Below are 19828 nucleotides of genomic sequence, written 5' to 3'. Positions count from 1 at the left end.
GTCCACAGACTGCTCATCAGCTTGAAACAAAGCTTTATTTAACTGGTCTTTCGTCGATTGTTGAACACAGGATTGCCATTGCTGGAGAAAATGCCGATCATGAAACCAAAGGCGCTCGAGTTGGTGCTGGGGCAGCTTAGTTTGAAAGTCTAAAGGCAGTTTTTCAGCTAAACGATTTAAATCAGAGCTCGTGATGATAATCTTGCGAAAGAAAAAGCGGTTTGACTCGATGCGTTTTTTCAAAGCATTGCTTATTTCTTGCGCGTCTACAAAGAGKACTAAATACATGTCCCAACGCAAATCATCTAGTTCGCTGGGCAGCTGATTCTGTACCCGGTAAGCAAATTGATAAGCTGCTCGCTCCCAGTGGTTCTCGAGTGATGATGGAGAATCATAGGAAACGACTGCAAAAATTTGCTTCGCAGAAAAGTAAAGGGCATCTATATGCCTAATCGATACATTTGTTAGCTTCTCAAGGTCAGATTGGTGGTCAAAAAAGTCAAATATCTGTTGCACCATTTTCAAATCACACTCCTTAGTCGCGTGCAAATTTCTTCATAACTCACTTCATGTCTAACTTGACGCAAGCAAGAGGAACAACTGATACTGACCGTTCCGGATAAGCGATTAGATTCTAAACCTTCGAAGATGGTTAACTTCGTGTCTTGAGCAAATTGTAGTAATATTTTGGAAAAGTCAGCTTTACGGCCATTGTTGCAATGCTCGCATAGGTTTTCTGGGTTGCCTTTTGCGAGTGATTCCGAATTAATATTTTCGAGCAGCAAGCGATATGGGAATAAATCCGAATGGTCTCTGGACTTCATATAAGATTGAAAAGAATTGGTGTAAAGTTTAGTCATAAATCCGATGACGACCTCAGGCATCGTTTCTTTAGCCTGTGAGTAGAGCATACGCACCCAGCGATCGGAATCCAGCTGAAGATTGGACAAATGAACCCATTCCTCAGGATCGATAAAGTTCCAATCGGGATATACCAAATTCACGAGAGCCAGCAGCTCCCACAGCTCGCGCAGGCCGGGTTCTCCTTCAGGAAGACGAATGTTTGCAAATTGGTACAGCTTTAGAAACAGCTGTAATCTGCTTTCTTCCATCTCCTTCAGCTTTCGAAGAACATCATTCATAGAAGCAATAAGCTTTGTTCTTATTTCGTCATCATTTTTGAAACGTCGTATGAAGATGGTATCCAGTGCTTGTCGGTGAATCTCAAATTGATCGTTTAATCGAGCCTGCAGCTTAGACACATTATCTGATCCTGCGGGCTTGTCCGACAGGTCTAAGGAAGTTGTAATCTCTGGGCGGTTATCTTGTACACCTAATGGTGAAGGACTAAAAGGGCCAAGTACGTCTAGTAAAAGTCCTTTTAGAATATCGTAGTTCGTTGAGAGATGTCCTTGCAGCAGATCTAGAATGGTGCCATGATCACCGGGCAGAGATCGGGCAGAATCATAGCTCTTTGATTGTCCCATATTGGGAACAGCACTGCCCTTCTCGACTACAGTGTCCTTGTCTCCAAAGCAGTAAATGGAAGTGAAAAAGCTCCTAAGTTCTTCTTGTGCATCAGAAAAGCTGCGGTTCATTTCATCCAAAAAATCGTTATTTGAACGCAGCTGTGCGATTTGCTTATGATTCTGAAAGCGCTTTATTAAATGGTGAAACTCAGCGAATTTAGAGCCGTTATAAGGTGTTGCATAGCTAATAAAGCCACCGATCCGTTCTAATCCTTTTTTGCGGAGCAAATATTCATTGAGTAGGAATCGTTTACCGATTAATCCTCCCATACTGTGGCCAACGATAACGATTTTCTTATATTTTCTATAGGTATACCCATCCAAAATAGTCTTCAATTGTATAGCAAGCTGGTCTATGGACAGAGGACTTTTTTTACTGACACTAATTTTTTGACCTAAAACGTCAAACTCTCCTTCGATTCCAAAAATGCTGCTGATGAGCTTAGAGGTGTCATATGTAACGATACCAATATCCGTATCTGTGATGTCCGGATCTGATGCGATGAGCTCCGCCCAGTCTCTGCCTGGCTTTACCCACGTTTCAGGAGCGCCCAAACCATGAATCAGCAAGACAAGCATCTTGCCATTGCTTCCCGGTGTTCTCGGTTTCAGTTCGATCTTCATCGACATGTTCAGCTTCCCCTTTCTCCTAATGCTTTCCTATTATTTTATATCAAGCATATATGGTTTCCAAGGGTTGTACTACATGTTCTGGAAGATCTTTTTTTGTTATTTTCCATTTTATGAGTATTGTAATTGATTTGGATATGTGTATAATACAAGGTAATTGAATAAACGAAATGTTTTCTAGGGTTCCGCAACATAACTGTTGGTCTGGTCCGAGAGAAAACTCACAGCGATGCTGTGTCACGGAAGGATAAAAGCCTGGGAGAAACTGTTAAACAGTTTGCTCTTGGGCTTTTTTTTTATGTTTTTTGGCAACAATAAAATTGGAGGTGTATTTTGGTGAATTCGAATTGGATTAAAGTATTTATTGCCGCTTTTTTCGAGGTTTTTTGGGTGATTGGCTTAAAACACGCGGATGACTTCTGGACGTGGACAGGAACTGTTATTTCTATTATTATCAGCTTCTATTTAATGATCGCTGCAGGCAAAAAACTGCCCGTCGGAACGGTATATGCTGTTTTTGTAGGAATGGGTACGGCAGGAACTGTTTTTTCCGAAATCATATTTTTTGGAGAACCATTTAAATGGACCAAAATGTTGTTGATTTTACTTTTATTAGCGGGAGTTATGGGCTTGAAATTAGTTACGAAGGATAAAGATCAGAAAGGAGCTGTATCCTAATGGCTTGGATTTCTCTCATATTTGCAGGATTGTTTGAAATGTTTGGTGTCGCCATGATAAATAAATTGCATAAGGATCGCAATTGGCAATCCGTTGTATTATTAACGATCGGATTTTTAGCAAGCTTCCTATTTCTTGCTTATTCCATGAAGACACTGCCCATGGGAACAACGTACGCCATTTGGACGGGAATTGGAGCGTCAGGCGGAGCTATATTGGGAATGCTTTTATATGGAGAATCAAAAGACTGGAAAAGAGTTGTTTTTATAGCGATGGTATTAGGTTCAGCCGTAGGGTTAAAGCTTGTCTCTTAAAGGCTTTCATTTGATATGATCATTCGTGGAATTATAGCTTCATTTTATTTATGGAGGGAACAGGCTCATTAAGAGCCTGTTCCCTGCTTATTCAGACTCAAATCTTGTCTTTCGTCTACCCCGCTGCACTCTCTGTTTCATGCTGGTGATACACGACCGTTAACGTTTCCTTCAGAGAAAGGGCTAGTTCTTTCGCTTCTTGAGGGGTGTTGCCAACTGTAATGAAATAACCCAATCGATCATCCGAGCTTTTTGCTTCTGAGACCAAATCACCTTGAGCTACCGTTAGCTGTGCTCGGATAACATTTGTATGTTGTTCTAAATCGACAAAGCCTTCAATTCCATCGAAAATACCCTCTCGATCGGCGGTCACATAAGCAATTGAAGCTGCGCGGTTAAACCTTTTCTGAATATTGATCGGGTTGTTTAAATAATAGTTAACGGTCGCTTCAAATATATCGATACCGAACGCTTGCACTAATAAATCAGAAGAAATATTGTCGCCTCCTGGCCTGCCGTTCACCTCGATAATTCGCGGACCCGTACTTGTAAGCTTCACTTCTACGTGACTTGGTCCATTCCCTATCCCAATAGCTCTCAAAGCATCAACAGCCGTACGAACGATGTGATCCTCATGCTCTACATGCACTGAAGTAGGTAATGTATGAAGAATTTCAACAAAATAAGGAAGCGGTGAGGTTAATTTTTCAGTAACGGCCGAGAAAATAGCTTCACCCTCTTTAACGAATAATTCGACACTAAATTCTGGACCATCCAAGTACTCCTCAATTAAAAACTCATCGCGGACTTTAAAGTCCATATAAGTTACTTTAAACGCTGAGATCGCATCTATTGCATGTTTTAGTTCAATTTCATCATTGATGAAATAAACATTTTGACTGCTTGCGCAATTCGTCGGTTTTAATACAATAGGAAATCCGATCTCTTCCGCAGCTGCTAATGCATCTTCGTAAGTTCTCACTTTTTTGAATTTTGCACTTGGTACTTGATGTTCAGCATAAGCTTCTCTAGCCAAATCTTTGTTTCGCGACTTTAAAGCTGCTTCGTATGGTACTCCTCTAAGTCCAATCCGCTCCGCTACCTTCGCAGTTACGTGAGAGGCGTAATCCGTAGCAGGAATTAACGCATCCAGTTGATTCGCATAAGGTGAGTTAACAATCGCTTGGTAGAGGGACTCTTCATCTCGAATATCTGCAACAACTAGATCATGGTAGATGCCTTCATATCCATACTTTTGCGGATTTTCCGTGGAAGAAACGATGGAAATGACTTTATGTCCTTGTTCAAAAGCGACTCTCGCAAAACTAACGCCGTAGAAACTTGGTTCAACAAAAGCAACCGTTTTAATTGCTGTCATCTTTTTATCCTCCTTTAATGGTTATGAAAGAAGTGGTTCGCAATGCAGAATTCAAGCTTCCAGTGTGCTTTTTTGTGTCGCTTTACTATTCATCACAAAGTACACAACAAATCCGATGAACATCAAGCCGCTCATACAGATAAAACCCGCGCCTGGAGAGAAACGATCAATGACAAGGCCAAGCCCTGTGGCGGACAAGGTCTGCAAGAGCAAGGAAATCGCCATCCAGACCGAAGTCGCTCGACCCATGTAGGATTTGGATACCGATTCCATCAGCGTCGTTGTCATCAAAATACGTAACGATGAGTTCGTTAATCCAATCAATACACTGCCAAAATACAAAAGCAGAATCAAATGGTTAAACGCTACAGCGAGCAAGCTCAGCACGGATATCATAAAAAATAATAGTATCGTTCCATGTTGTGATATTTTCTTAGCTAAGGGCGCTGCAATAAATCCAGACAATAATCCCCCAATGCCATAAAACATATCTGATAAACCGAATACAACGGAATCACCTTGCACCGTATTGCTCACATAGCCAGGAAGAACGACGTTGTAAATCATCGTAGAAACGAGTGGAATAATCGATACAATACCAAGCAAGAAAATAAATGGACGTTCCGCCAGATACGTTAGGCCATTCTTAAACGTTGCAAAAAAGGTCTCTTTATCATTTTCAAAAGGGATAGGTGTGTATTGAATTCGACTAAGGAAGAAGCTGCTCACGATAAAGGCGAGCGCATTTAGAAGAAGAATGATCTCAAAACCAACGAATTTGTACAACACTCCTGAAAGTGCACCAGCCATAAACATCCCTACTTGCAAGCTGATTTCAATTAAGGAGTTTCCATTAATGAGGTCCTTCTCCGATAGGATTTCTTGAACCAGGCTTCGAGAAGCCGTCATATACACGGTCCAGCCCATCCCGTTAATAATGGCAAAGGTATAAAGATATTCAATTCGGAATCCCGTCCATACAAAAGCACCTGTTATGATTAACAAGGCGATCGCTCGAATGCCATTGGCCCATAGGATAATCGTTTTTCGATTCCATTTATCGATTAGGGTGCCTACAAATGCGGAGATGAGAAAACCTGCAATAACATTTAAGGAAAGCATGAATCCTATGGCGGTAATCGAATTTGTCTGATCCATAAGATACCAGTTCGCACCAATCGTACTCATGCCTACGCCGAATCCGGAAATAATATCAGCGAGGGAATAATGGCGGAAGTTTCTTTGTTTTAGTACGCTAAAAACCATCCTTACCTCCTAGAATATTCTGGATTTGTTGTTGCAGTGGTTCAAACCCAAATCCTAAATAGTCTAGAACCTCAGCATGTGTACCGCCGTAGATCGGCCAGTTCTCACCGCAATGATGTGAATGAACTTGATGCTTAGGCAATAATAAGGCTAGATAGGACGCGATACTGCCGGTTGCTCGATGCTCCTCAACGACCAGAAATTGGTCAGCTAAACCGCTTAATGGTTGAATATAGGGTTTCAAGCTTTGAATGTCGACGTAACATAAATGCGCATGTACGATAGTGTCGTCCTCTTGAACGATCCGCATGCAAAGTTCTGTTGCTTGTTCACCCACGGAAATCAAGCATAGTTTGGATCGGGCAGTACGTGCGCCTCCTTCAATAATTAAGTTTCTGCAGCTCTCGTCCTCTGCTCGATCCAAGCTGTCAAAAGCATCATTTCTGGAAAGGCGAATATAATACGGCTCCTCTGATGCTGCTGCTTCACGTATCACTCTTCGTGTTTCCTGTTCGCCATGAGGGCAAGCGATCCGTATGTTTTGAAACGATTGGAGGACTGCGATGTCCTCCAGTGCATGATGTGTCGTTCCAAACCAACCACCAGATACCCCTCCATACGCAGCTACAACCTTCACATTTTTCCCCATATACCCCATCGTCAGCTTGATGCTTTCCGCTGCTCGCAATGCTGCAAAGGAAGCAAAGGTTGAGAAGAATGGCACATACCCTGCTTCAGCAAGACCGGCTGCCATATCAATGCCAGCTAATTCCGCAATGCCTAGATTAAAAAAACGCTGGGGATGCTGCTGCCCAAAAGGATGATTTTTGCCTCCTAGATCTGCTTCAATACATACAATTTGGTCGTTGCTGGAAGCAAGCGTAGTCAGCTCATCTTTATAGGCATCTCTACCTGACTTCTTGGTCATGATAAACTCACCTTCCATTTATGGGCGAGCTTCTCCGGGATTTTAACATAATGCGCTTCGGGGTTTCCTTCAATCGCTGCAACACCTTTTCCTTTTATCGTATTGGCCAGGACGGCTACCGGTTTATCTGGATCTGGTTCAATTGCGGCAAGGATTTCTTCGAAATGATGGCCGTTAATTTCCTTGACAGCAAAGCCAAACGCTTCAAATCTTTGCCGGAGATTGCAAAGCGGTGATATGTCATGCACATAACCATCGTTTTGGCCTCCGTTGCAATCGACGATATATACAAAATTAGTGATCGACTGGGCTTGGACAATCTGTGCGGTTTCCCAGCATAACCCTTCCTGCAGCTCCCCATCTCCACCGATCACAATCCCTAGTCCATTCGTTTGTTTCATTTTTTGCGCCAGTGACCAGCCTGCTGCGTAAGGAATGCCATGACCCAAACTGCCTGTAGCGAAGGGGATGCCTGACAGTTTATGATTAGGATGTCCTGTGAACAAAGAGCCTGCTTTTCCATAGCTATCCGCTGGGTTATCCTTGATAATCCCATATACATGAAGCGCGGCATATAATGCTGCTGCAGCATGCCCTTTGCTAAGAATGATGAGTGTATTGGGATCTTGCACATATTTCGAATATGCACCAATCAATAAGTCAATCGCAGAAAGACTTCCGCCGATATGGCATCCTGTAGGTGATGCAGCCATGTCAATGATCAATTTCCTCGCTTCTTTCGCCTTATCAACCAGCAGGGAAATTTCTTCCCTTTGAATTTCGATTGCCAGCTCCATTTATTCCTCCAATCTCAGCCGAAACCATTCGTTTACAGCTTCTTTTAAAATCGTTCTGGTCTGCTCTACCTCACCATAATGTAAATATTCATCATTCGTATGATCCAAGCTGGAATCCCCGGGACCATAAGCTACCATAGGGACGGAATCCCAAGTTGTGGCCAGCGTATTCATGTCGCTCGTTCCACGTTTTTTGATATAGTGAATGGATTTCTCCTGCTTAGCGAAACTGCGAACAAAAGCTTTGACTAAGGAGCCTGTGCGAGAGTTCGAAAATCCTGGTGTTGCACGCAAGATTTCAACAGTCACATTTTCACCAAATGACAAATCAATTTTCTTCTGATAATCTTTGCCTGCCGAAGGTGATATTCTAAAGTTTAACGTCCCTTTTACCGTCAAAAAGCCTCGTTCATTCTGATGCTCGATATCAATTAATGAAGATAAGGATTGTGGRTCGATTTCACGTACGAGAACACGAATGTCTGATACAACACTGTACAATTCGTCGATAACACTCTGACTATCTTTGGCTGCAGTATGCTCCTGCGCGCGATGAATGGTAATTTCCAGCTTAAAGAGACCGTAATAACCGAGGGTTAAGCTCTCTACCCCGCTCGGCTCCCCAATAATAACTGCATCCGCCTTGTAGTGATCTCGAATGAAATGAGCACCTTTTGAAGATGATATTTCTTCTTCGACTGCACCAATTACAAGTAAAGATCCCTGTTCCGGCACATCAACTTCTTGCAGCATATGAATGAAATTTACAAAGCAGCCTTTAGCATCCACGATTCCCCTGCCCGTAATGCCTTTGGAGTCGGATCGAACAGGCCAAACATGCGGAACCGTATCTATATGCCCTAATAAGAGCAGCGTATGGGGACCATTCCCTTTTCGGAAAACGATGTTCCCCGCGTGGTCTATTTCCCCTGAAACCGAAGGCTGCTTTATCGTCTCTAATAAGTAGTGTGCAAGCACATGCTCATCTTGAGAGACCGAAGGAATACGCGCGACTTTATTCAATAAATCGAATGAGCCGAGCTCCCGATCCATGTTCCAGAACCACGTTTTGCCGGGTGCTTCCAAGGTATGAGGACCGGATATATTCACATCACAGACGCCCTGTCGGATTGCTAATTGGGCTGCCCGTACTTTTTGCTTCATGCGCCCTTTTACAAAGCTTAATTCATCATTCGTATAGACACTTTGTATCGTTGACTGTTTATCTTCAACATCCTCCAGTAAACCTGAAGTTCCAGTAACAAAACGCAGGTGATGCGCTTCTAAGTCCACCGCTAAGTGAGCAGCAAGCACGTCTGCATCAATGTTTATGTACACATCCCGTTCTGGATCTACTATTGGTGGAGAAACACATACAACATCAAAGGCCTGTAAAGCAGATTTGAGAAATGCCACATGACTGCCCACAAAATGACCGAACAACGAATCACGGACAATAATTGATTTTTGATTCTTAATCACTTTAAGGGGCTTCGCTTTCTCGCCATAAACAAGACCTTGATCTCCACCAAGCTGTGAGTAGACAGTCAGACCGTATGCCTTCAGCTGTGTCTGTATAGTGGGCAAAATAATCTCATGATAGGCTGCACGGATAATCGGCATCTCTTCGGGTGAACAGTACCGCACTTCATCCCCTGACGGCAATGTAAGAAAAGGCATCGCACGAGGAATGGATTCATATTTTTGCTTGATGGCTTCGGCACCGCCTGCCACAAGCAGCACTTGATTTCCTCGCTTTACGATACGACTAATTTCTTCAAAAATGTGAGGATGGTTTACAATCGTACTGCTCCCGAGTTTAATTACATATAAGCTGCCGCTGCTCATCAGGGCCACGCTCCCTCAAATTCAAATGTCAATCCCGCCTCCTCAGAGTATCCAAAATAGTTGTTTGCTGCCTGTATGGCTTGCCCCGCAGCTCCTTTAATTAAATTATCGATGGTTGCGATGGAAACACAATTACGTCCATCCACATAAGCACCGATTTCTGCATAGTTTGTTCCTACCACTGTTTTGATCATAGGTGAACCATTGCCCGAGTTAAAATAATGAAGAAAGGGTTTGGATGAATACGTGCTGTAGAATGCTTTTTTTACATCTACCTCTGTTACATGCTCTTTGAGCAAGCAATACGAGGTTGTCATAATTCCTCGGGGAAGATCAAGACTATAGACCGAAAACTGCAAATCTACCAATTGATTCAAATGATAGGATAATGCATGCACAACTTCGGGCTGATGTCGATGACCATGAACTTTATAAGCTCTGAAGTTATGAGAGCGTTCCGCATGATGTTCTGTTGTCGATTTTCCGCCGCCGCTGGAGCCTGTTTTGGCGTCAGTCACTACACGTCCTTCAATTAAGCCATGCGCCACAAGCGGATAAAGTGTATACAGCGTCGCCACCGCCATACAGCCCGGAAGATTGACTACTTTTGCTTCAAGATTGATTTTGCTGAACTCTGGAATATAGTAGTGCCATCCGCCTTCGAATGCGTTTTTTAATGTTTCTGGATAATGTTGATGCAATATATCGGGGTCGGATATGCGATAATCCCCGCTTAGATTAAAGATATAGTCTGTATGCTCTGCAACATGCTGGATGATCTTGGGCAAGGAGCCTGTGGGCAAACAAGAGAAGACCGCATCGTAATGACCGTCTAATTCGGATATTTTTTTGAACTTTAACGAGCTGTGCTTTTTCTTATGAATAGAACCGATATAGAACTTATCCACCGGGTATCCCGCCTTTGATTCGGAGGACACAAACTGAACTTCAAAATGCGGATGCTTATTTAACAGCCTGTATAACTCAGCGCCAGTGAACCCGCTGCCGCCTAAAATGGCTACTCGTTTCTTTTGTTGTTCTGTTGTACTCATCCTAATCTAGCGTCTCTTTCATACAGCACTTTAAGATCGCTGCCTCGCTCTACCAGTTCACGAATAATGTGCGGGTTCGCATCAATTTTTTTGAAAGCCAAGGCGTAAGCTTGAATTCGCTCATATTCTATAGGCGTTCTTAATTCTCTGCATATCGTTAAGCTGTTTCTAAGCATCTTCAATGTTTCAGGGAAATGGTTCAAATCGTAACCAAAATCTTGACGTTCCGATAACGTAAACGGATAACCATTTCCAAAGCCTTTCCGATTTTTGAACGGCAGATGACCAGGTATCGGTACATTTTGCCACTCTCTAGCAAATACGCCTTCAGAATTAATGAGCTGCTGAACGGCATCTTTTACAAGATAATCCTCCAAGTCCTCAAGCCCAAGTCGCTCGGGTGAGAGTTTAACACGATACATGTTATAGCTGTGCTTATACCCATCTGGTACGAATGGTCCGCTAAACAGCTTAGTCTCTGAAAGCTCATTGGTTAAATAGGCTGCATTCCGTGCACGAATGGCATCATAATAAGGAAGGCGGGAAAGCTGGCTCAAACCGAAAGCAGCTGCGATCCACGACATGCGGTAATCAATACCTGATGAATCAAGGAATGCGAGTGCGCGCTCGTAATCCTCTTTTTCTTTGAAAAAAGCGATGCCTCCTTCCCCGCCTACAGGAAAGTTTTTGTCGGCCATTAAGCTTTGTCCTGCACTGTCTCCGATCGAACCGGCGAGTTGTTGATCGATCGATGCGGAATGCGCATGGGAGGCATCCTCCACTAGACGAAGGGAATACTTGTCAGTCAGACGTCTCAATGCAGGTAAATCAGCAGGCAGGCCATGTACATGCACGGGCATGATTGCCTTTGTCTTGTTCGTTATGGCTTGCTCTGCTTTTAGTGGATCCAAGCAATAGGTTATCGGGTCAATGTCCACAAAAATAGGGATCGCTTTCGCTGCAACAACGGCTTGTGCGGTTGCTATGAATGTGAATGCAGGAACGATCACCTCATCCCCGGGCTGTACACCTGCCCCAACTAATGCGAGGTGCAGGCTGGATGTACCGCTCGCTGTAGCAATCGCATAATTCGCCCCTACATAATTGCGATACGTTTCCTTGAACTCATCGACAACTTGCTCTCCATCCTGCTGGATGGAGATAAGCATTTGGATGACATCTTCCTTCGTAATGATTGGGAAATTCGTCTTCCTTACATCCTCTGGAATAATCGATGGTCCTCCCAGAAAGGCTAATGGCGCTTGAACCCAATCGTCTGATGGCAGCGCTAACGGCTTGCGAATAAAATCCGACTTCATCATGATTGGTTCCTCCTTAAGAGTGTTAACTTCACACATGCTGCTACGAGCGGGCTAAGCCTGTAGTTGAACTGCAAGGCTGGCTGCAGGTCAGGTTCACTTTCTTCCTGTGTCCACATCGTTTGTAAATCAAAGGCACCAAAAATCTTCAAGCGCTCTGCTTTTTTCCAAATATTATCATCATTTGCAGCGATGGCAGCAACCGGTCCAAAACCTAATCCCGTAAAGTCCAAAACGAGTACGGGAGCGCGGTCGCTGGCTTTAAAAATGATCTGATCCAACTGATGAAGGTTTTCCCAATTAACCTCAACGGTCGCATAAGCCTGCTTTACGTGTGGATCTGAAATGAGTGTGATTCCTAACCAATGAATAAACTTTTTTTCCTGCTCACTCGGATGATCCAGTCGTGCAGAAGTATGGTAGCCTAAGTCCTGTCCCCACAGCGCACCGTGAATCGCACCGGTGTAACTATTATATAAGGAGACATATTTCTTGTTGGTCAGCTTGGCTATCCCTTTCTCCAATCCTTTTAATTCAAGATCATTTTTTTCAATACTCATAATGACGCCTGAATTTAGTACTCTCGATAATACAAATGACAATGAAAAATAGTTTTCTTTTTGGATGACAGATTCTGGTTTCGTTAATGTTTCTCCCATTTCCTATTTAACCTCCCTATTTACCGTGATATAACTGTTAAGTTGGCCTTGTTTTTTCGTTCAATCGCAGCTTTTACATATTGTGCAATATGGTAGGCCACATCGACACCATGAATTTTCCAGGACTTTGCGAATTCCGGGTTTTGATTCACTTCACAAACGACATACCGTTGCTGCTTGTAATCAAAGAACAAGTCTGCACCATAAATGCCTTCGCCCAAAACCTCAATTATTTGTTTGCAAATGGATGCCATTTCATCATTAATTTCTAGAGGATCGATTTCTGCGCCTAGATGCGTATTCGTCTTCCAGTTGTCTGCTGAAACCCGGCGAAACGCAGCAATCGGTTTGCTGCCTACGATGACAACACGGATATCAAAATCGCCTTTTTCCACATATTCTTGCACTAATACAGGGAACGATTGATGCCCAGGGTCTACAGATTCTCTTGCAGCTATCCAGCCATCTAAGCATTCTTTGCCGGTGATTCTAGCTATTCCCCTTCCCCAAGATGAGGTTGCCGGCTTAATGACACATAAATCTCCAAATGTCTGCAAAGCTTGGAAGAGCTTCTCAGGTGTAAAAGCTATTTTATATTGGGGCTGGGGAATGCCATGTTTTTGAAACACAATCGCTTGATGTATTTTATTTGTACAAATAGTAATTGCTTTGACCGAATTCAACGTTTCAAGACCGGCTAATTCAAGCAAATGGGCTCGATTCAACGCGTTTTTCTGTGAGAGACAACGAATGAGAGCGAGACCGAAGGAATGAACATCAGGCTCACCTAATGGTAAGTCCATGGAATCCAAGTTCACCTGCACTTGTACGCCTAAATCTCGAAGATGATCGATTATTCGTTGTTCTTCTTCCCGCAACTTTGTAACACATAATAAAATCGCACGATTCTGCTCCATGTTCGGTTCCTACTCTCCCCAAGTTTCTTCTATTTCTGGAGCTAGAGCGATGCTTACGAGATTGGATTCGACCTGCACTTCATGTTCTTGACCGCATGAACCGCATTCCAAAATTTCACCCGTCGTTACACTCTCTTCCACCTCGATATCCGACTTGCATACAAGACAATTCAAATCTGCCATTTTCCTTGCACCTCCTAAAGTTTTAAAAACATATATAAATGGAATAAATTCCGTAAAACCGAGCAATAACTTCATGGCATGCAGCTTTTTTAAAACCGTGTGCTGCTATTTTGTTTCTATATCCCACTGGTTTACATTATTGAACGTACCTAGACTAAGCGGTTTACCAACGAGAACCTTTTTTGATACGACCTGCAAACGTTTCTCGGAATAAACAGCTAAAGTGGCAACCTCATTATGCAGTACCTCTTGCAATTGGTTATAAATCTTGTGACGTTTTTCCTCTTTGATTTCTTGTTCACCCTTTTTAATCAGCTCATCGACTAATGGATTCTTAAATCGAATCACACTTTCGGGATCATCACTTTTATAGGTTGTAAAATAGAGGCTCGGTTCGATATAGTAATCTCTTGTGAATATGGTAATGTCATGCTCGCCCTTCTCCACTTTATCGATTAACGTTGGGAAATCGAATTTCTGAACATCTACTTTAATCCCAACAGATTCTAAGTTTTGTACGAGAATATCAGCAGCCTGCTCACGAACCTTATTCCCAACTGGAATAATAAATGTAATGGTACGTTTGGGATCCCAGTTCGCTTCTTTTAAAAGCTCTTTTGCTTTTTCAGGATTGTAATCATAATTGGCAATATTTTTATTAAAATAAGGATGCGAGCTTGGAATGCCTCCATCAATAATTTCGGCCTGCCCTTTGAGGAGCTGCTCCACGATGAGCGGACGGTTCAACGCATAGGCGATCGCTTGACGAACTTTTTTATCAGGAAGCTTCTCTGTATTGAAGAAAATTTCGGCCGGTTCAGAGGCTGGAGCAGAGGTTACATTTACATTCTCAAAGCCCTTGACCTTATCATAATCCGTAATCGGTACAAGCCCGACGGGCAAAGAATTCATTTGAATTTCTCCCGTCTGCAGCTGTGCTACAAGATTTGCCGCGGGAAGCACCTTTATGAAAATCGTGTCAATCTTAGGTACATCGAGGTAGTAATTTTCATTTTTTGTCACCTCGACAAATTGCCCCTGCTCATAATTCGCAAACTTATAGGGACCAATGGTGACTAATGGTTTCTGGAAATATTCGTTCGTTGAAAGCTGCTCTGGGTTGGCATCTTTCAGAATATGCTCGGGCAAGAAATTAACCTTAACACCGAAACGTTCATTAAATACGAGCGGATCGATCGGTGTTTTTGTTTTGATCTCGAAGGTCGTTGGATCGATAATTTTTAATCCGGATAGCTCTGTTTTCCCTTCATCCAGTTTCCCAATGTCATTTAAGCCTTCGATAAAATCCAGCTTGAAGGATGATTCTACTTTGGCATGAAGGGCAAGCTTTAAGGTGAAAGCCACATCTGCCGTTGTAAAAGGGGTACCATCGTTCCATTTGGCATTCGCTTTAAGCTTGATATGGTAAGTTTGCTTATCCTGCGTCTCGATAGATTCTGCCAGCTTCGGTATAAATTGTGCGGTATCCGTTACATCGAGCAAAGAATCATTGAGTAAATTAATGGGGGCAAGCGACGCCGAGCTTCCTTGCGTATTGATTTGATTTAAAGTAACAGGAGCATTAACGATACCAATGTATAAGGTTTTTTTTGCTTTGGCATCGTTGGTTGCTGCCTTAACGGAAACATCTTCCTTGGCTGGTTCTGCTGTTGCTTCGACCTTTTCCTGCTTCGTTTCACTGCAAGCCGATAGAAAAATCATTAAGATGGTTAATAATACGAATCCTGGCACTCGAAACCTTGTTTTCATTTGTTTCTCTCCTTTTGTTTTATTGCTTTTTCTATTTAAATAATTAAATAGCAGATTCATATACTTAGGCTCTTGCATCAAACGCATCACGAAGACCGTCCCCTACAAAGTTAATCGCAAGAACGGTAATGAGAATAACGATGCCAGCGGGTACCCATAACCACTGCTGCTCAGTTAAAACCGTTAGCGATTGTGCATCGTGCAGCATATTGCCAAGGCTCGCCTGAGGAGATTTGACCCCCATCCCAAGAAAACTAAGTCCAGCTTCACTAAGAATCGTGCTGGCAACGCCAAACGTTGCATTCACAATGATTGGCCCCATTACATTTGGCAAAATATGCTTCATTAGTATTCGCGGAGTTTTGTATCCAAGCGCAACGCCGGCGCGGACAAAATCCATTTGTTTCATGGATAATACGCTTCCCCTGACAAGCATCGCTATCGTTGGCCATTTGAAAAGTGCGAGAACAAGGATGATTGTGGTTGCACTTGCACCTAGTACACTCACGATGACCAATACGACCATCATGTATGGAAAACTTAAGAAAATATCAGTCAAACGCATAAGTGCCATATCCAGCCATTTGCCATAGTAACCAGCGATTAGTCCAATGAATGTTCCGAAGGTTACGTACAAAGCAACTGTAAAAAAACCAATCATTAAAGATACCCGTGTTCCATAAATCAACCGGCTTAATACATCCCGCCCTACTTGATCGGTGCCTAACCAGTGTGTAAGCGAGGGATGGGCTGAGAACGCATCTGTAATTTCATTAGGATGACTCGGTGCAAGCCACGGAGCAAAAAGCGCGATACTAAGCAGCAGCAAGGTAGTTGCAAGTCCCCATACCGCCAGCTTGTGCTTGATAAACTTACGCCTCACTATTTGGGCATGACTCTCCATTACATCCACTGACAGTTCGTCTTCATCACCATGATCTGAAGAAAATGCATCTTTCCTCATCCATGGCATTTCACTAACGGACATTGGCTATCCCCTCCAATCAGCTGTATTTAATGCGTGGATCAACGATTGAATAAACGATGTCGGTGAACAAATTCGTGAAGAGTATAACGCATGCAGCAATCAAATTAATGCCCATTAAAGTCGGATAGTCGCGTGAGAGAATGGCTTCCATCGTTAATTGCCCGATACCCGGCCATTGAAATACTTGCTCAATAATAATGCTGCCGCCTAATACCAAAGGAATTTCTGCACCGATGATCGTTATGATCGGGATTAAGGCATTGCGAAGCGCATGCTTATTCGTAACCAGAAATTCACTAAGGCCTTTCGCTCGGGCTGTACGCAGATAATCCTGATGGAGTACATCGAGCATACTTGCGCGAACATAACGAACCTTTTTACCTGCAATCGTAATACCAAGCACCATGACAGGAAGAATCATATGCATGAGGATATCTCCGAAACTTCCAGAGCCACCTAACGTTGACATTCCCCCTGTTGGAAGCCACTTCAGCTTAATTCCAACCACATAGATGAATCCAAGGCCTAGGAAAAAGGGAGGAATCGAGGTGCCTAGGAAGGATAACCCTGTCATGACATAATCCAATTTTGAATTCTGTTTGACAGCACTGATCACCCCTACGGGTACGGCAATCAATATCCCAACCAGCATCGATGCTGCAGCCAGCAGCAAGGTAGGTCCGATTCTGGCGCCAATCAGCTGTGATACGGGGGCGAAGCTGCTAAATGAATAGCCGAGTTCTCCTCTAAAAAAACCGCCCAGCCATTTTACATACTGTATATACAATGGGTCATTCAGACCAAGCAGCTCTTTTTTAATCTCTAGCAGCTCTTTCGGGATATTAGGAGTGATTAACATATCCACGGGATTCCCGGGAGCCATATTCATGATAAGAAAATTAAGCAATGTGATTCCAAGAAATACTGGTATGGAAATCAGCAGCCTTCGAACGATATAATGGCCCATCGATGCCTTCTCCTTTCCTAGCCTTTGTGCTATGCAAGCGGATAGTGGCATGCAACAGAGTGATGCTCTTTCGTAATTACCGGTTCTGTTGTTCGGCACAGCTCTTGCACATAAGGACAACGAGTATGAAATCGACAACCAGATGGAGGCTCAGCTGGACTAGGCACATCTCCTTGAATGATGTGACTGTTCGTTGTTCGAAGCGTTGGGTCCGGCGGAGGATACGCATTTAATAGAAGCTGCGTATACGGGTGCTTCGGCTTGCGGAATAGCTCCTCTGTAGGTGCCAATTCTACGATTTTCCCCAAGTACATGACGGCGATTCTTGTACTGATCTGTTTAACTGCTCCAATGCCATGGGCGATAAATAAATACGTCAGCTTCAACTCATTTTGCAAATCCTGTAAAAGATTTAAAATTTGAGCTTGGATGGAGACATCAAGCGCTGATACTGGCTCATCGCATACGATCAATTTGGGTTTGAATGAAATGGCTCTAGCGATTCCGATCCTCTGGCGCTGCCCCCCGGAAAATTCATGAGGATATCGATTGGCAGCCGAACGCGGCAATCCAACTAATTGAAGCAGGTTATCAACCTCACGCTGCACCTCACTGCGCTTCACCAGCTTGTGAACAATTAAAGGCTCAGCAAGCGTATCGTATATTCGAAGCCTTGGGTTTAAGGAAGCATACGGGTCCTGAAAAATCATCTGCATTCGTGTCCGCAGCGGTTTTAACTGTCGCTGAGAGGAATATATAATGTTCTGATTTTCAAAAAGAATACGTCCAGCTTGCGGATTCTCAAGTCGAATGATTGAACGACCAATCGTCGACTTGCCGCATCCCGATTCGCCAACTAAACCGACGGTTTCCCCTTCATACATCGTTAGGCTCACATCATCAACCGCCTTGATATGGCTGACTTGATTCGAAAATACGCCACTACGAATGGGGTAATACATTTTTAACCATTCGATTTGCAATAGTGCGTTGAGGCTCATAATCTAACCGCCTGAGTATGTTCTTCATTCGATACGTTTGGAAGGTCCTTCAGCCAGCAGCGTACATGATGTCCCTGTCCATTCGTCGTAAGATCAGGCTGTTCTTGCTGGCATCGTGCGATTGTATGTGGACAGCGTGGGTGAAAGCGGCATCCTGCAGGCATCTTCTGGATAGAGGGAACTGAACCTGGAATCGTCTGCAGCCGCTCCCTGTTGACTTGATCGAGTCGGAGGGTTGATTTCATTAAGCCTTGCGTATACGGATGCTTTGGTGCTCGAAAGAGAGTGAAAACGTCAGCTGATTCGACGACTTGCCCCGCATACATGACGACCACCGTATCCGCCATTTCAGCTACAACTCCTAAATCATGCGTAACTAGCAAGATAGCAGCACCGCTTTCTGCCTGCAGCTGCTTCATCAATGCAAGGATTTGTGCTTGAATCGTAACATCGAGCGCCGTTGTTGGCTCATCTGCAATGAGCAGCTTGGGCTGGCATGCCAACGCCATTGCAATCATTACCCGTTGTCTCATGCCTCCTGAAAGTGCGTGAGGGTATTCCTTTATAATCGATTCAGCTCTAGGAATACCTACTTTCCTTAACAAATCTATGGCTAAGCGCTTCACTTCCTTTCGAGACAGGTTCAAATGCTGGCGAATCGTTTCTTCAATCTGCTCTCCGATGGAGAAGACTGGATTTAGAGAGGTCATCGGCTCTTGAAAAATCATCGCGATTTCGCTGCCTCGAAGCTTACGAAGCTGAGCTTGCGAGCAGCTGATTAGAGATGAGCCGTTGAACTTGATTTCTCCTTGACGAACTGAACCATTAGCTCCGAGCAATCCCATGATGGAAAGGGATGTTACACTCTTTCCACAACCGGATTCGCCAACAATAGCGATGGTTTCCCCATGTTCAAGTGTGAAGCTCACATCATCTACAGCGATCACTTCTCCTTGATCCATCCGAAATGCCACCTGTAATCGATCAACTTCTAAAAGCTGTCCTATTGCATTCACCAACTTTTTATCATTTGGTATACGTACTTTACAATCAATCCATATAATTCCTATGTGTTTTATAAACTTTGATTAATCCTAGCATACAGAATTTTGAAAAGATTGAATAATAGAATAATTCTATATATAAATAGAAAATTGTTCCAATCCATACATAAATAGCTACGCAAGCTCGTTATGACTAGCTATTTAGCGGGGTTATTAGGATGATATGGAACATAAAAAAGTGCCGCAATAAATCGTCGCGGCACTTTTTATAAGTTAAATGATGAAATTGATTTTGATTGCAATTTAGTTTTTAGCGGTATGTTTCTTAATTGCAGGCATAATTTCAGTAGCGATAAGTTCTATATTTTTTGCAATTTTATCAAATGAAACACCGCCAAAATCAATTTGAGCCATAAAACGCTGATGTCCATATAATTCATATTGGTAAAGCATTTTTTCAATGATTTGCTGCGGGCTGCCCACCATTAAAGCATCACGATGATCGGTCGACTGAGCAAACTGCTGTTTTGGATATCCGCCTCCACGCAGTGCTTGCATTCCAGCGTTAAGATGTGGATAGTACTCACGAAGAGCGTCTTG

The 19828-nt window shown here is 43.3% G+C and carries 19 protein-coding genes, 1 pseudogene and 1 riboswitch; of the genes and pseudogenes, 2 read left to right on the top strand and 18 right to left on the bottom strand.

Features of this window, described 5'->3' with window-relative positions; translation table 11 throughout:
- Both AC1DSE_RS13480 and AC1DSE_RS13475 read right to left on the bottom strand, forming a co-directional pair.
- Positions 1–519 (bottom strand): ABC-three component system middle component 1 (locus AC1DSE_RS13480; RefSeq protein WP_477527780.1); only part of this gene is annotated, 519 nt, incomplete at its 3' end.
- A 2-nt stretch (positions 520–521) separates the two neighbouring features.
- The gene (locus tag AC1DSE_RS13475; protein WP_477512594.1) at positions 522–2159 is read right to left on the bottom strand and encodes an ABC-three component system protein; all 1638 of its coding nucleotides are present in this window, start codon (positions 2157–2159) and stop codon (positions 522–524) included.
- A 166-nt stretch (positions 2160–2325) separates the two neighbouring features.
- A riboswitch (guanidine-I (ykkC/yxkD leader) is annotated at positions 2326–2423 on the top strand.
- A gap of 72 nt (positions 2424–2495) precedes the next feature.
- Here AC1DSE_RS13475 and AC1DSE_RS13470 point away from each other — a divergent pair.
- Both AC1DSE_RS13470 and AC1DSE_RS13465 read left to right on the top strand, forming a co-directional pair.
- Positions 2496–2837: a DMT family transporter gene (locus AC1DSE_RS13470; RefSeq protein WP_441883253.1), complete on the top strand. Its 342-nt coding sequence runs from the start codon at positions 2496–2498 to the stop codon at positions 2835–2837.
- Complete coding sequence (locus AC1DSE_RS13465; protein WP_076265992.1) at positions 2837–3151, top strand: DMT family transporter; 315 nt, start codon at positions 2837–2839, stop codon at positions 3149–3151. The genes AC1DSE_RS13470 and AC1DSE_RS13465 overlap by 1 nt, the downstream gene beginning before the upstream one ends.
- Positions 3152–3266: 115 nt before the next feature.
- Here the strand turns inward: AC1DSE_RS13465 and AC1DSE_RS13460 are convergent, their stop codons facing one another.
- From AC1DSE_RS13460 to AC1DSE_RS13385, 16 genes and pseudogenes are all read right to left on the bottom strand, one after another.
- Positions 3267–4529, bottom strand: a complete 1263-nt coding sequence (locus AC1DSE_RS13460; protein WP_477512595.1) for an ATP-grasp domain-containing protein — start codon at positions 4527–4529, stop codon at positions 3267–3269.
- Between the two features lie 51 nt (positions 4530–4580).
- Positions 4581–5795, bottom strand: coding sequence for an MFS transporter (locus tag AC1DSE_RS13455; RefSeq protein ID WP_441883257.1), 1215 nt, complete (start codon positions 5793–5795; stop codon positions 4581–4583).
- Complete coding sequence (locus AC1DSE_RS13450) at positions 5785–6723, bottom strand: transketolase family protein (protein ID WP_441883259.1); 939 nt, start codon at positions 6721–6723, stop codon at positions 5785–5787. The genes AC1DSE_RS13455 and AC1DSE_RS13450 overlap by 11 nt, the downstream gene beginning before the upstream one ends.
- Positions 6720–7520 (bottom strand): 1-deoxy-D-xylulose-5-phosphate synthase N-terminal domain-containing protein, encoded by an 801-nt coding sequence (locus tag AC1DSE_RS13445; protein WP_477527779.1) that lies wholly within the window; start codon positions 7518–7520, stop codon positions 6720–6722. The genes AC1DSE_RS13450 and AC1DSE_RS13445 overlap by 4 nt, the downstream gene beginning before the upstream one ends.
- Positions 7521–9368, bottom strand: a complete 1848-nt coding sequence (locus AC1DSE_RS13440; RefSeq protein ID WP_477512597.1) for a M20/M25/M40 family metallo-hydrolase — start codon at positions 9366–9368, stop codon at positions 7521–7523. It lies immediately after the preceding gene.
- Positions 9368–10420, bottom strand: a complete 1053-nt coding sequence (gene argC, locus AC1DSE_RS13435) for an N-acetyl-gamma-glutamyl-phosphate reductase (RefSeq protein WP_477512598.1) — start codon at positions 10418–10420, stop codon at positions 9368–9370. The genes AC1DSE_RS13440 and argC overlap by 1 nt, the downstream gene beginning before the upstream one ends.
- On the bottom strand, positions 10417–11742 hold the full coding sequence (locus tag AC1DSE_RS13430) for a DegT/DnrJ/EryC1/StrS aminotransferase family protein (protein WP_477512599.1): 1326 nt from the start codon (positions 11740–11742) through the stop codon (positions 10417–10419). Before AC1DSE_RS13430 ends, argC begins: the two co-directional genes overlap by 4 nt.
- On the bottom strand, positions 11739–12398 hold the full coding sequence (locus tag AC1DSE_RS13425) for a degT/DnrJ/EryC1/StrS aminotransferase (RefSeq protein WP_477512600.1): 660 nt from the start codon (positions 12396–12398) through the stop codon (positions 11739–11741). The genes AC1DSE_RS13430 and AC1DSE_RS13425 overlap by 4 nt, the downstream gene beginning before the upstream one ends.
- 20 nt (positions 12399–12418) lie before the next feature.
- A complete protein-coding gene (locus tag AC1DSE_RS13420; protein WP_477512601.1) occupies positions 12419–13315 on the bottom strand; it encodes a RimK family alpha-L-glutamate ligase in 897 nt (298 codons plus the stop codon).
- A gap of 9 nt (positions 13316–13324) precedes the next feature.
- A complete protein-coding gene (locus tag AC1DSE_RS13415) occupies positions 13325–13498 on the bottom strand; it encodes a lysine biosynthesis protein LysW (RefSeq protein WP_076265982.1) in 174 nt (57 codons plus the stop codon).
- A 105-nt stretch (positions 13499–13603) separates the two neighbouring features.
- Positions 13604–15268, bottom strand: a complete 1665-nt coding sequence (locus AC1DSE_RS13410; protein WP_477512602.1) for an ABC transporter substrate-binding protein — start codon at positions 15266–15268, stop codon at positions 13604–13606.
- 64 nt (positions 15269–15332) lie between these two features.
- Positions 15333–16256, bottom strand: coding sequence for an oligopeptide ABC transporter permease (gene opp4C, locus AC1DSE_RS13405; RefSeq protein ID WP_477512603.1), 924 nt, complete (start codon positions 16254–16256; stop codon positions 15333–15335).
- A gap of 16 nt (positions 16257–16272) precedes the next feature.
- A complete protein-coding gene (locus AC1DSE_RS13400) occupies positions 16273–17223 on the bottom strand; it encodes an ABC transporter permease (protein WP_477512604.1) in 951 nt (316 codons plus the stop codon).
- A gap of 29 nt (positions 17224–17252) precedes the next feature.
- Entirely contained in the window at positions 17253–18224 is a 972-nt protein-coding gene (locus AC1DSE_RS13395; RefSeq protein WP_477512605.1) for an ABC transporter ATP-binding protein, read from the bottom strand.
- A complete protein-coding gene (locus tag AC1DSE_RS13390; RefSeq protein ID WP_477527781.1) occupies positions 18221–19231 on the bottom strand; it encodes an ABC transporter ATP-binding protein in 1011 nt (336 codons plus the stop codon). Before AC1DSE_RS13390 ends, AC1DSE_RS13395 begins: the two co-directional genes overlap by 4 nt.
- A gap of 300 nt (positions 19232–19531) precedes the next feature.
- Positions 19532–19828 (bottom strand): annotated as a pseudogene (locus tag AC1DSE_RS13385) (LLM class flavin-dependent oxidoreductase); the annotation flags it as partial.

The sequence above is a fragment of the Paenibacillus sp. 01L418 genome (genome assembly GCF_056400045.1).
The sequence above is the reverse complement of the archived record's forward strand: the minus strand, read 5'-3'. Positions and strand labels throughout refer to the sequence as shown.